This window comes from Chryseobacterium sp. VD8, assembly GCF_037149975.1.
Classification (GTDB): domain Bacteria; phylum Bacteroidota; class Bacteroidia; order Flavobacteriales; family Weeksellaceae; genus Chryseobacterium; species Chryseobacterium indicum.
Genome location: NZ_JBBCQL010000128.1, coordinates 1 through 12,744 on the forward strand (window position 1 = coordinate 1; position 12,744 = coordinate 12,744).

12 protein-coding genes and 1 tRNA gene are annotated in these 12,744 nt (G+C 37.0%); 12 read left to right on the forward strand and 1 reads right to left on the reverse strand.

The features are described 5' to 3' along the window. Nucleotides 1-1,593, forward strand: a 1,593-nt coding sequence (locus WFK35_RS14035; protein WP_336733081.1) for an efflux RND transporter permease subunit, incomplete at its 5' end; no start/stop codon positions are given. Between the two features lie 388 nt (nucleotides 1,594-1,981). On the opposite strand, the gene WFK35_RS14040 is transcribed toward WFK35_RS14035, so the two are convergent. Next, a complete protein-coding gene (locus tag WFK35_RS14040) occupies nucleotides 1,982-3,487 on the reverse strand; it encodes a DUF4394 domain-containing protein (protein WP_336733082.1) in 1,506 nt (501 codons plus the stop codon). 335 nt (nucleotides 3,488-3,822) lie between these two features. Here WFK35_RS14040 and tuf point away from each other — a divergent pair, with 335 nt between their 5' ends. The 11 genes from tuf to WFK35_RS14095 all read left to right on the forward strand — a co-directional run. Continuing rightward, the gene (gene tuf, locus WFK35_RS14045) at nucleotides 3,823-5,028 is read left to right on the forward strand and encodes an elongation factor Tu (RefSeq protein ID WP_336733083.1); all 1,206 of its coding nucleotides are present in this window, start codon (nucleotides 3,823-3,825) and stop codon (nucleotides 5,026-5,028) included. A 60-nt stretch (nucleotides 5,029-5,088) separates the two neighbouring features. Then, nucleotides 5,089-5,159: transfer RNA gene (locus WFK35_RS14050), tRNA-Trp, on the forward strand. Between the two features lie 12 nt (nucleotides 5,160-5,171). Next, complete coding sequence (secE, locus tag WFK35_RS14055; protein ID WP_076390705.1) at nucleotides 5,172-5,378, forward strand: preprotein translocase subunit SecE; 207 nt, start codon at nucleotides 5,172-5,174, stop codon at nucleotides 5,376-5,378. Nucleotides 5,379-5,400: 22 nt separating this feature from the next. Beyond that, the gene (gene nusG / locus WFK35_RS14060; protein WP_002976412.1) at nucleotides 5,401-5,943 is read left to right on the forward strand and encodes a transcription termination/antitermination protein NusG; all 543 of its coding nucleotides are present in this window, start codon (nucleotides 5,401-5,403) and stop codon (nucleotides 5,941-5,943) included. Nucleotides 5,944-6,136: 193 nt separating this feature from the next. Beyond that, entirely contained in the window at nucleotides 6,137-6,814 is a 678-nt protein-coding gene (locus tag WFK35_RS14065) for a hypothetical protein (RefSeq protein ID WP_336733084.1), read from the forward strand. A gap of 154 nt (nucleotides 6,815-6,968) precedes the next feature. Continuing rightward, nucleotides 6,969-7,415 carry a 50S ribosomal protein L11 gene (gene rplK, locus WFK35_RS14070; protein WP_076390708.1) on the forward strand — a complete coding sequence of 149 codons (447 nt, stop codon included), beginning with the start codon at nucleotides 6,969-6,971 and terminating at the stop codon, nucleotides 7,413-7,415. Nucleotides 7,416-7,426: 11 nt separating this feature from the next. After that, entirely contained in the window at nucleotides 7,427-8,119 is a 693-nt protein-coding gene (gene rplA / locus WFK35_RS14075; RefSeq protein ID WP_029295585.1) for a 50S ribosomal protein L1, read from the forward strand. A gap of 17 nt (nucleotides 8,120-8,136) precedes the next feature. Continuing rightward, nucleotides 8,137-8,724 (forward strand): 50S ribosomal protein L10, encoded by a 588-nt coding sequence (gene rplJ, locus WFK35_RS14080; protein WP_214590994.1) that lies wholly within the window; start codon nucleotides 8,137-8,139, stop codon nucleotides 8,722-8,724. Nucleotides 8,725-8,769: 45 nt separating this feature from the next. Further along, nucleotides 8,770-9,138, forward strand: a complete 369-nt coding sequence (gene rplL, locus WFK35_RS14085; protein ID WP_076390710.1) for a 50S ribosomal protein L7/L12 — start codon at nucleotides 8,770-8,772, stop codon at nucleotides 9,136-9,138. A gap of 507 nt (nucleotides 9,139-9,645) precedes the next feature. Continuing rightward, nucleotides 9,646-10,842, forward strand: coding sequence for a hypothetical protein (locus WFK35_RS14090; protein ID WP_336733085.1), 1,197 nt, complete (start codon nucleotides 9,646-9,648; stop codon nucleotides 10,840-10,842). A gap of 30 nt (nucleotides 10,843-10,872) precedes the next feature. Further along, the coding region (locus tag WFK35_RS14095; RefSeq protein WP_336733086.1) for a thrombospondin type 3 repeat-containing protein at nucleotides 10,873-12,744 on the forward strand (1,872 nt) is incomplete at its 3' end.

Here is a 12,744-nt window from a genome sequence, read left to right on the forward strand (position 1 = left end):
AATAAAAATGTAAAGGAGAAGAATAATCCGTTCGTGAATTTCTGGGACAGAATTGTGTTGAAAGGATTCAATTTTACCTTTAAACATAAAAAACTCAGTTTAATTGTTTCTTTGTCATTTTTAGCCGTGACTTTATTTTCAGGGAAATTTTTAGGAACCGAATTTTTACCGCAATTAAATGAAGGTTCATTGTGGATCACCGCCGAAATGCCGATGAGTTCATCATTAAAAGAATCTTTAAATACAGCCGATCTTCTTAAAAAAGACATTATGAGTTTCCCGGAAGTCACGGATGTTCTCGCGCAGACGGGAAGAAGTAATGACGGAACCGACCCGAATGGTTTTGGATTCGTACAGTTTGCCGTGAATCTTAAACCCAAAGAAGAATGGAAACGGAACATCACCTATGAAGAACTGATTGAAGAAATCGATAAAAAATTAAGAAACTATCAGGGAATTACATTCAATTATTCCCAGCCGATTTCAGACAACGTAGCTGAAGCAGTTGCCGGTTTCAAAGCAGAAAACGGGATTAAAATCTACGGAGACAACCTACAGACTTTGGATGTACTTGCTGAAAAAGTTTTAAAGGAAGTAAAAGATATTAAAGGTGTAAAAGATGCCGGAATTATCAAAAATATTGGTCAGCCGGAAGTAAGTGTAGTTCTCGACAGGGATAAAATGGCAGCGTATGGAGTAATGCCCGATGATGCACAGTCTGTTCTGGAAATGGCTTTCGGAGGAAAGACCGCTTCAGAAATGTTTGATGGCGAAAGAAAATTCCCGATCCGTCTCCGTTATTCGCAGGAGTACAGAAAGGATGAAAATGATATTGCAGCCTTAATGGTTCCTACGCAGGACGGTGCTAAAATTCCGTTAAAAGAAATCAGCACGATTGAAAAAGACAACGGAGCTGCGTTTATTTACAGAGATGATATTAAAAGATATATCGGCATTAAATTTTCCATCCGCGACCGTGATTTGGGAAGTACGATTGCCGATGCGCAGAAAGCGGTTGCTAAAATTGATCTTCCGGACGGATATTCCGTAGGCTGGACCGGTCAGTTTGAAAATCAGCAGAGAGCTTCAAAACGATTGACGCAGGTTGTTCCCATCAGTATTTTAGGAATTTTCTTTCTCTTATTTATCCTTTTCGGAAACATAAAAGATTCTTTACTGGTTTTGGCAAACGTTCCTTTTGCGCTAATCGGCGGAATTATCGCACTGCACGTTACCGGAATTAATTTCGGAATTTCAGCCGGAGTGGGAATGATTGCCCTTTTGGGAATCTGTATTCAGAACGGGGTTATCCTTATCACAGAATTTCATCAGAATGTTAAAAACGGAATGGATCTGGACAGCTCACTTCTGAATGGGGTGAAATCCAGAACGCGTCCTGTGATTATGACGGCTTTAATGGCATCCATCGGATTAATGCCCGCAGCTTTATCCACAGGAATCGGATCAGAATCCCAAAAACCTTTGGCTATTGTTATTATCGGAGGATTAATTACGGCAACTATTTTAACCCTGCTGATTTTCCCGATTATTTTCTGGATTTTCAACCGAACTAAAAAATCTCAACAGATCTGATCATTTCTTTCAATTATATTTTAAACTCATTTTAAATTTAACCGCAGAAGACAAAAGACTTTATTTGATTTTTTTTAACTTATGTGCTCTTTTTTTCACTTAAGCATTAGACTTAAACAACTAAAGTGTAACAATCTTTTGCGGTAAAAATTTAGACAAGTTTTACTTTTAACCTTTTATTTAACCACAGGTGGCAAAAGATATTTAAATAAGATAACTAAAACTTTAAAGAAAGAGTTTATGTTTTCTTTTTCTTGACCGTAATAATAAACTATCAATATATTTTCGAAATCTTTTGCCTTTGCGGCTAAATAAACATTCGGTTAAAAAAGAATCGCGGAAAACGAAGTTTTCCGCGATTCTCGCTATTGAAATAATTATTATGAGTTTAGAATCCTAATCCCACAGCAAAACCTCTTACAGCATTTGGGAAATCTGAAACAGCAGTTGCAGCTCCCGTTGAAGTATTAATGCTGTATACTTTTGTTGCCGTTCCTACTGTTGCCAGTAAATATGCTTTTTGGCTCATGCTTCCTATATCGAAACCGTTCGCACTGGTAATATTGATTCCTAAAGAACCAGCCTCTACCAAAGTTCCGTTGTTTGGTGGATTTTGTTGATACAGTTTGTCTGTATTATGATCGATAACGAATAAAGTTGTTGAAGTAGCTCCTGCGAAATTATTGGTATAAGCTGCTGCTCCGATCATCGGAGTTCCCGGATTCAGCATTCCGTCTGCTGCCGTTATTCCGCCTGTTACAGGATCAAGACGTAGATTTTGTCCCGTGTTGCTTACAACTCTGATTTTATCAACGGTTGGATTAAAATCAAATCCGAAATCTGTTCCGGCAAGTAACGTTGCAAAAGGAGAAGTTCCCACTGCAGTTGCAGCTCCTGTTCCTAAGTTAATAGTATACAGTCTGCTTGAACTTCCCAAAGCATAAAGCTGTCCATTCAACGGTCTGAAATCTATTCCTAAAATACTTTCACCTGTCTGGAGACCTGTAATCGCTTTTGAAACAGGCATCGGACTGTTTGGGTTGAAAATCTGAAGGTTGTTTGAATTATCTACCGCATAAGCAACCGGTTCTGTAGGAATCGCAAGATCAATGATCTGCTGCTGAAGCATACCGATGTTGGTTGCTTTACCTGTATTCAAATCCAATAGATGTAAATTACTATTTAAAGCTAATAACGCAACACCGTTATCATATTTAATATCAAAAGCAGCCTGTCCTGTAAAAGTAGTTCCCAGACTTCCGACTTCTACCAATGTTCCGTTATTCGGAGGATCCTGCTTAAATAACTTTCCGGAAGTCATATCAATATCATACAAAACTGTGCTTGAAGCTCCGGATTTGCTGTTGGTATAAGCAACCCCTGTTACAGCAGGAGTTCCACCTCCGTTAATGTTCATATCGGTTGCTGCAACCGCTCCCGTTTCCGGATGAAGTCTTAAATTCTGTCCTGTATTGCTCACCAGACGAATTCTGTCAACGGTAGGATTAAAATCAATCGAAGCAATAGTTCCTGAGACAGCAGGTGAAAATGCGGTTGTACTTACTGCTCTTGCAGAAGCATTGGAAGTGTTGATGATGTAAAGCTTACTTGCATTAGATAAAGCGTAAAGCTCTCCTGTTGCTGGTCTGAAATCGATGCTCATCAGTTTTTCTCCTGAAACTACTCCTGTAATAGCGGTTTTAGAAGTAAACATTTTAGGATTGTTGGCATTGAAGGCAACAAGTTCGTTGTTCGCCGTAAGTCCGTAAGCCATAAGATCGGGTCCCTGTACCGGCATATTCATGTCTGTGGACATCATATCATCGGAATCGTCACATGAAAAAAGGATGATGGTGCTGAACAGTACGGTACATAAATGTAATAATTTTCTCATAATATATTATTTTTAATGGTTCATACTTTCATCTACGATAAAAGATAAATTATGGTTTTGCCGTACTGTAATTTTTTCTCAGGATTCTTTTTCGCCTATTTTATTGTATTCATAATTAAAGAGATAGTTTATATTTTGGCTAAAAGGTCTATTCCTGATTTTCTAAATTGAGAAATTTGTGTAAATTTGCAATCTCAATACATTGAAATATAAGGTTTGTGCTTCATTGGATTCGAATATTGAAACTTTTTTTAATAAAAAGGTTTTGGTATTTAAAAATTCATTATATTTGCACACCGAAAATTTGAAAAACAATAAATAAATAATTTTAAATCATGGCAAAGGAAACGTTTAATCGTAACAAACCACACTTGAACATTGGTACTATTGGTCACGTTGACCATGGTAAAACTACTCTTACAGCTGCTATTTCTGCTGTATTAGCTAGCAAAGGTCTTGCTGAGAAAAAAGACTTCTCTGCAATTGACTCTGCTCCAGAAGAAAAAGAAAGAGGTATTACTATCAATACAGCTCACATCGAATACGAAACTGAAAAAAGACACTATGCTCACGTTGACTGTCCAGGTCACGCGGATTACGTAAAGAACATGGTGACAGGTGCTGCTCAGATGGACGGAGCTATCGTGGTATGTGCTGCGACTGACGGACCAATGCCTCAAACAAGAGAACACATTCTACTTTGCCGTCAGGTAAACGTACCAAGAATCGTTGTTTTCATGAATAAAGTTGACATGGTAGATGATGCTGAGTTATTAGAGCTTGTTGAAATGGAGCTTAGAGACTTATTATCTACTTATGAATTCGACGGAGATAACTCTCCGGTTATCCAAGGTTCTGCATTAGGAGCTCTTACTGCTGCTACTGAAGGTAACTCTGATGACAAGTGGTTCAAAACTGTTGAGCAGTTAATGGATGCTGTTGACGAGTGGATCGAAGAGCCAACAAGAGATACAGATAAGCCATTCTTGATGCCAATCGAAGATGTATTCTCTATTACAGGTAGAGGTACTGTAGCAACAGGTAGAATCGAGGCTGGTATCATCAACACTGGTGATCCTGTAGATATCGTAGGTATGGGTGATGAAAAATTAACTTCTACAATTACAGGGGTTGAGATGTTCAGAAAAATCCTAGACAGAGGTGAAGCTGGTGATAACGTAGGTCTATTGTTGAGAGGTATTGAAAAAACTGACATCAAGAGAGGTATGGTTATCGCTAAGAAAGATTCTGTGAAGCCACACAAAAAATTCAAAGCATCTGTTTATATCCTTTCTAAAGAAGAAGGTGGACGTCACACTCCATTCCACAACAAATACCGTCCTCAGTTCTACGTAAGAACTACTGACGTTACAGGTGAGATCTTCTTACCAGATGGTGTAGAAATGGTAATGCCTGGTGATAACTTAGAGATCACTGTAGAATTGTTACAACCAATCGCTCTTAACGAGGGTCTTAGATTCGCGATCAGAGAAGGTGGTAGAACAGTTGGTTCAGGTCAGGTAACTGAAATCTTAGACTAATCATCTAACACAATATAAAAGCTTCCGTAAGGAACTTCTTTACGGAAGCTTTTTTTAACTACGGGCATCGTCCAATGGTAGGATACCGGTCTCCAAAACCGTTGATCAGGGTTCGAATCCTTGTGCCCGTGCAAATAACAATTATGAGTTCATTTGTCGATTTTTTAAAAGGTTCTTATAACGAGTTCAGACATAAAGTTGAATGGCCAAAGTGGTCTGATCTGCAATCGTCTACAATTGTAGTAACTGTTGCAACAGTGATCTTGGCGTTATTTACTTTTGGAGTTGATGAATTGTTTTCTAAAGCAATCAGCAACATCATTGGAATGCTAATCAACTTGTTCAATTAATAATAAAAGTATTTTCCCAATAATGAGCGAATTGAAATGGTATGTGCTGAAAGCGATCAGCGGACAGGAAAATAAAGTGAAAAACTACATTGAGACGGAAATCAAGCGTTTAGGCTTTGAGCAGTACGTAACTCAGGTAGTTATTCCTATGGAAAAGGTTATTCAGATCAGAAACGGTAAAAAAGTTCCTAAAGAAAGACCTTACTATCCTGGATACTTAATGATTGAAGCTGATTTAATGGGAGAGATTCCTCACGTTATCAAAAACATTCCGGGAGTTATTTCTTTCTTAAGCTTAACAAAAGGAGGAGATCCTGTTCCGATGAGAAAATCTGAAGTAAACAGAATGCTTGGAAGAATGGATGAACTTTCTGAGTTTGCAAGCGATGTTGAAATCCCTTATGTGGTGGGTGAAAACGTTAAAGTAATTGACGGACCATTCAACGGATTCAACGGAACTGTTGAAAAAATTCTTGAAGATAAAAAGAAAATTGAAGTTTCTGTTCTTATCTTCGGTAGAAAAACTCCAATGGAGCTTAGCTATATGCAGGTAGAAAAAGTGTAAAAACTTTAAAAATAATTTTAAAAGACTGTTCGAAAGAATGGTCTTTTCTTTTTTAATATATTTGATGATGATTCGAACTATTTCATTATATGTATTCTTAACATTGCTTCTTTTGTCTGCAATAAACTGTAAAAACGAAACTTTTTCGCCGCCATCGGTCAATTCTCTGTTACCTCAAAAGCAAAATGTTGTAATGGCTGTAGATACAACTTTAACTTCGGAAATTATAGATAATCTTTTAAAACCTGTCTATGATACGATGAATATGAAACCTCTAGAAGAAATGGATGAGGAAATACAGCTTTCAAGATCAGATATCAAACGTTTTGTAATAGGAAGAGAAAAATTTGCTGCTTTAGTAATAGAAAATCAATATCCTTTTGCAGGCGCATCTACAGGGCATTGCGATCTGTTCATATTTCGATTCAATGGAAAGAATTGGGAAACTGCTGATTTTATGATCGAAGCAGGAAGTGGTGGAATGTATGGAAATTCCGGTTCGTTGCATAGCTTTACTGTGATTGGTAAAGAAACAGTATGCTTCGCTTTATCAGGCGGACAAACTCATATGGGAACTTTATATTATGATGATTTGGTTATTTTCAGCCAGAATAAATTAAAAAAGGCTTGCACTGTTACTACAAAATATTCTTACGGAGACTGGGATGATAATTCAGATGAAACAAGATTTTGTTATAATGTTCAATATGCGTTTCTTCCATCGGAGAAGGCGGTGTATGATCTGCAACTTGTAAAGAGAAGTTGCTTAAAAGAAGATAAGGATCAAATTCTGGATAAAATTGTTGTGCCATTCGATAATAGAGACAGTATGTTTAAAATTCCACAGGCGTTTGACGAAAGTTTACCTTAATTTATTTAAAAATCAATCTATTCCGTTTGCTATTTCAAAAATATTTCATAATTTTGCAGTCCGAAAAGTAGGATTATCTAATGTGAGAATGGATAACCTGCTGAATAATAAATGCTTCCAAACTCATTAATTATTCAAATTTAAAAAACAAACAATGGCTAAAAAAGTCTTTAAAATGGTAAAGCTTCAGGTGAAAGGTGGCGCAGCTAACCCTTCTCCACCAGTAGGTCCAGCTTTGGGTTCTGCAGGTGTGAACATCATGGAGTTTTGTAAGCAATTTAACGGAAGAACTCAAGATAAGCCGGGACAAGTTTTACCTGTAGTAATTACAGTATACGAAGACAAATCTTTTGAATTCGTAATCAAAACTCCTCCTGCAGCGATCCAGTTAATGGATGCGGCTAAAATCAAGGGTGGTTCCGGAGAACCGAACAGAAACAAAGTAGGTGCTGTAACTTGGGCTCAGGTTCAAAAGATTGCTGAAGATAAAATGGCAGACCTTAACTGCTTTACAATGGATTCAGCTGTTTCTATGGTTGCAGGTACTGCAAGATCTATGGGATTAAGAGTAACAGGAACTAAACCAACTTTTAACGCTTAAAACTTAAAGAAATGGCAAAATTAACAAAGAAGCAAAAGGAAGCTTTAAGCAAAGTAGAAAAAGGAAGAATCTATAACCTTGAAGAAGGTGCAGCTCTTGTAAAAGAAGTAAATACTGCAAAGTTTGATGCTTCTGTAGACATCGCTGTAAGATTAGGGGTAGATCCAAGAAAAGCAAACCAAATGGTAAGAGGTGTTGTGTCTCTTCCTCACGGAACTGGTAAAGATGTTAAAGTTTTGGCTTTAGTAACTCCAGATAAAGAAGCAGAAGCTAAAGAAGCGGGTGCTGATTATGTAGGTCTTGATGAATATTTACAAAAAATCAAAGAAGGTTGGACTGATGTTGACGTTATTGTTACGATGCCGGCTGTAATGGGTAAATTAGGACCATTGGGTAGAGTATTAGGACCAAGAGGTTTAATGCCAAACCCTAAATCAGGTACTGTAACAATGGAAATTGGTAAAGCAGTAACTGAAGTGAAAGCTGGTAAAATTGATTTCAAAGTTGATAAATACGGTATTATCCACGCTGGTATTGGTAAAGTATCTTTCGATGCTGCTAAAATCAAGGAAAATGCTCAGGAATTGATCTCTACTTTGATTAAAATGAAGCCAACTGCTGCTAAAGGTACTTATGTGAAGTCGATCTATCTTTCTTCTACAATGAGTCCTGGTATTGCAATCGATACTAAATCTGTTAACTAATTATAAATCCTAAGACAATGACAAAAGACCAAAAAGTTGTAGCAATACAAGAGATCAAAGATTTGCTTCAGGATGCTAAAGTAGTTTATGTTGCAGATCTAGAAGGTTTGAACGCAGGAAAATCTTCTGACTTCAGAAGACAGGCTTTCAAGCAAAATATCAAAGTAAAAGTTGTTAAAAATACACTTTTACAAAAAGCAATGGAGCAAATTGAAGGAGTAGATTACTCTGAGATGTTCCAGTCTTTCAAAGGAAATTCAGCAATTATGATTTCTGAGACTGCAAGTGCTCCTGCAAAATTAATCAGAGACTTCAGAAAGAAAGAAGAAAAGCCGGCTTTGAAGTCTGCTTTCGTTCAGGAAACTTTCTATGTTGGTGACAATAACCTAGAGATGTTAGCTAACATCAAGTCTAGAGAAGAAATGATCGGTGAAATCATCGGATTACTTCAGTCTCCAATCCAGAGAGTTGTTTCTGCTCTTCAAAACAAACCTGAGACAGTAGAAGCTAAAGCTGAAGAAGCTGCACCTGCAGTAGAAGAAGCTCCTGCTACTGAAACTCCGGAAACTCCGGCTGCTGAAGGAGAAGCTCCAGCTGCTGAATAATTTACACTCAAAAAATAATCAATAATCAACAAAAACATTACAACAATGTCAGATTTAAAAAATTTAGCTGAAACGCTAGTAAACTTAACAGTAAAAGACGTAAACGAATTAGCTGCTATCCTTAAGGATGAGTATGGAATTGAGCCAGCTGCTGCTGCAGTGGTAGTTGCTGCAGGTGGTGCAGGTGAAGCTGCTGAAGAAAAAACTGAATTCGACGTAATTCTTAAGTCTGCAGGTGCTTCTAAATTAGCTATCGTTAAATTAGTAAAAGATTTAACTGGTGCTGGTCTTAAAGAAGCTAAAGACATCGTAGACGGTGCTCCAGCTCCATTGAAGCAAGGTGTATCTAAAGACGAAGCTGAAGCTCTTAAGAAGCAATTAGAAGAAGCTGGTGCTGAAGTAGAATTGAAATAATTTCACTTTACTCAAAAATATTGGGCCTGAACAATTTGTTCAGGCCTTTTTTTGTTTATTACTTATTTAATATTCTTATTGTAATAATGACTTATCTATTTAAAATATGTATTTATAAATTTTTATTTTTATTTATTTCATAATTTTTATTATTTTTAATTAATTATTATGTGTTAAATTGTATTTTTATTTAAATTATTTTACAATAGATATTATTTTGATTAAAAATATATTATATTTGTATTCTCAAAAAACACACAGCTTTGGATACAAATTATTTTCTTTCGGAGAATCTTCTTCTGATTATTCTTTATTGCACTTTTCTATTTCTAATTAATAAAAATAGGCATTTTACTGTCCTGTTTCTGAAATCTGCAGCTTTAAATAAAGTTAAAACAACAGCTAATACGCAATAAATAAAATTTATTTTGTAGCTGATATTTTAATGTTCATTTTTAATGAACCCACTTTACATATTTTTTTCTAAAAACTACAAAAATCACTAAAATGAAAAGCAAATTATTCGGATTATCTATCCTAACATTTTTGGGATGTATTGTTAATGCTCAAGTAGGTATCAATACTACTCAAGGTCAGGCGACGCTTGATGTCACGGGCTTTCCTTCAAATCCAGCGAAATTTGATGGGATTATCGCGCCCAGATTAACAGGAGATCAGTTAAGAGCTAAAAGTTATACCACGGCTCAAACGGGTGCGATAGTTTATGTAACAGCAGCCGATACAACACCTTCAGGACAGACTGTTAATGTGACGAATGCAGGGTATTATTATTTTGATGGCTCTGTCTGGACTCAGATGAATCAGCCTCAGTCTTCAAACTGGAAAATTACCGGAAATTCCGGTACTACTGCTACATCTTCAGCTTTAGGAACTGCTGTTTCTTCCGGAAATTTCCTGGGAACAACAGATAGCCAGAATTTAGTTTTAGCAACAAATAATTCCGTAAAAGCAGTTCTTGATGTAAACGGAAATTTTAGAGGAGGAAATTCAAATACATCCGCACCTTATGCTTCGGTTTCATGGGGATCAAATAATACTTTATCAAACAATACTTCTTCAAATGTAGCTTTAGGAAGAGAAAATACGGTTGCCGCACAGGCTGCTAATTTTCCGGGAGTGGCGATTGGAGCTACGAATAGTTCTTTGAGTGGTGCAAAAACAATAGGTAACAACAATTTTGCGACAGGTGCAAATACGATTGTTCTGGGAAATAACAACGGAACTTCCGGAGCGAATGTAAGCGGAATTAATATAGGAAATTCTAACGTCAATTCAGGAGGTTTTGCTTTTGGTACAGGAAATACTGTAACGAGTAATAATTATGCATTTGGAAATGCCAATGTTGCCAGCGGAGCTGCTGGAGCTATTGCCTTCGGAACTAATGCGAGTGCAACCATTGCCAATCAGACCGTTTATGCAAATACTTCTCATGCTTTCTCAGGACAGGGTGCAATAGGCACGGCGGTTACGGATGTGGGAATTAATATGACCCCGAGCGGAACCAATATTCCGGATCTGGAAATCAGCAAAGGAATTTTAATTAAAGCAACCGGTGTTCCAGTACCTTCAGACTGTAATGCGAGTAATGAAGGAACCATTGTTTACGGAAAATCCGCCACTGCAGGAAATTTTTACGGATGTAAACTAACTTCTACTGGTGTTTATGCATGGCAACAATTTTAAAAAAATACACAAACTTTAAACCAATTTAAAATGACAAAAAAATTATTCGGGAAAACTACAGCTTTTCTGATGCTGTTACTGTTGTCCGTAAAGATTTTCGGACAAGGCTACACACCGATCCGCGGAATGGGTGTGGAGGCAAAACCATTAAACGCTAATGGTATATGTGTTGCCTGTTACAGCGGAAGCATGAATCCTCTTATTGATGCCAATTTAGATAACAGTGTCAGTATGGGAAGCTTTGCCACTTTGGTAAGCGGAAACGGAGTATCTGTAAAAAATACAAATGTTACCTATCCTGCAGGCTATATTACAGGATTTAATGTAGATCTTGGTACCAGTATTTTTACAGCAAGTTTTTTAAGTAATTTAAGAATAAGTACTTATAAAGCGGGAGTTTTTCAGGAATGTTCCAATAGTGCAACTTTGTTGTCCGTACCTGCATTTGGAGGTACAAAAACAAGAGTTTTCCTGCATTTTAAAACGTCTAAAAGTTTTGATGAAGTAAGACTATATCAAGTTAATTCTCTTTCGGTATTCAGCGCGCTGAATGTTTATTATGCATTTGCTTTCGATCCGAATAAAGTTCCTGTAGACAATAACGGGATTTGCGATGATATTATTGCCGGAAACGGAGTGGATGGGAATGTTTCAGGAAGCAGTAACTTTTTAGCTCCTCTTTCTTTTGTAATTGACAGAGATAAAATTGGAGACGGAGACAAAAATTCTTACGGTTCTGTTGTTTTACCTGCTGGTTTGTTAGGTTCTTACTCTGTGGGTGTTTTAGACAAAAATCAGGTTTATCCTGCAGGAAATAAAGCGGGCTTTGTAATCGAACCTGATGATCAGGGCAAGTTATTGAGTGCTGAATTTTTGAAAAACATAACAATTGAAACTTATTTATTCGGACAGTTACAGGATTCTAAAAACTTATTTGATGGAGGAGGGCTTATTAATATTAAAGTTTTAAGATTCGGTTCCAACAAACAAAAAATTTCCCTCAATACAACAAAACCTTTCAATGAAGTGAGATTAAAGATCACTCAGACTGTAGGGGTAAATTTTGGAGCGATGAAAGTATTTTATGCCTTTGAAGAACCTCAGGACTGCGACTGTAATGAGTACATTCAGACTTCAGGAACTTCAAGATTAGGAGATATTGTACAGGGTGCTTCTTGGACAGGTGCTTCTGGAACGATTTTCGGATTAACCAACATTACCAACACAGGAAACGTTGTAGATACCAACACCACAAATTTTGCTACAGTAAATTTATCTCCTATAAATTTGTTAATTCCTACCGTTAGACTAACGGTTAAAAGCAATACGGGAGAATATCCTGCGGGAACTTTTGGCGGATTTACATTAACGAAAAGTGCTAATTTATTAACTGTAAATGCTTTAGATTATATTACCATTACTTTTTATAAAGGAACAACAGTAACGGAATCCAGAACTTCAGGCGGATTGTTCAGTGGGCAGTTCTTTACTTCTTCAACCAATCAGTTTTATGTAGGCTTTACTGCAACAAAATCGTTTGACAGAATGAAAATTGAAATCAATCCGGGAATCGGAATCACTCTGGCTCAGCAATATTATATTTATAATGCGTTTGTTCAGCTTGATGATGATCAGGATGGTGTTCCGAACTGTAATGATAAGTGTCCGAACGGAAACGACAGTATTGATAATAACGGAAATGGTATTCCGGATTGTGCGGAAGGATGTTCTGCGGTGAACGATAAGTCTTCGGCTGTAGACAGTGATGGAGACGGAATTGCTGATGCTTGTGATAAAGATTCTGATAACGATGGTATTCCGGATGCGCTGGAAGATCTTAACGGAAACGGAAAATTTGAAGATGATGATGTGGATGGAAATAAACTGGTAATTTCAGAATTG

Coding starts and splice junctions, on each gene's coding strand:
- WFK35_RS14040 (WP_336733082.1), bottom strand. CDS start 3,487: ATGAGAAAATTATTACATTTATGTACCGTACTGTTCAGCACCATCATC.
- tuf (WP_336733083.1), top strand. CDS start 3,823: ATGGCAAAGGAAACGTTTAATCGTAACAAACCACACTTGAACATTGGT.
- secE (WP_076390705.1), top strand. CDS start 5,172: ATGAGTTCATTTGTCGATTTTTTAAAAGGTTCTTATAACGAGTTCAGA.
- nusG (WP_002976412.1), top strand. CDS start 5,401: ATGAGCGAATTGAAATGGTATGTGCTGAAAGCGATCAGCGGACAGGAA.
- WFK35_RS14065 (WP_336733084.1), top strand. CDS start 6,137: ATGGCTGTAGATACAACTTTAACTTCGGAAATTATAGATAATCTTTTA.
- rplK (WP_076390708.1), top strand. CDS start 6,969: ATGGCTAAAAAAGTCTTTAAAATGGTAAAGCTTCAGGTGAAAGGTGGC.
- rplA (WP_029295585.1), top strand. CDS start 7,427: ATGGCAAAATTAACAAAGAAGCAAAAGGAAGCTTTAAGCAAAGTAGAA.
- rplJ (WP_214590994.1), top strand. CDS start 8,137: ATGACAAAAGACCAAAAAGTTGTAGCAATACAAGAGATCAAAGATTTG.
- rplL (WP_076390710.1), top strand. CDS start 8,770: ATGTCAGATTTAAAAAATTTAGCTGAAACGCTAGTAAACTTAACAGTA.
- WFK35_RS14090 (WP_336733085.1), top strand. CDS start 9,646: ATGAAAAGCAAATTATTCGGATTATCTATCCTAACATTTTTGGGATGT.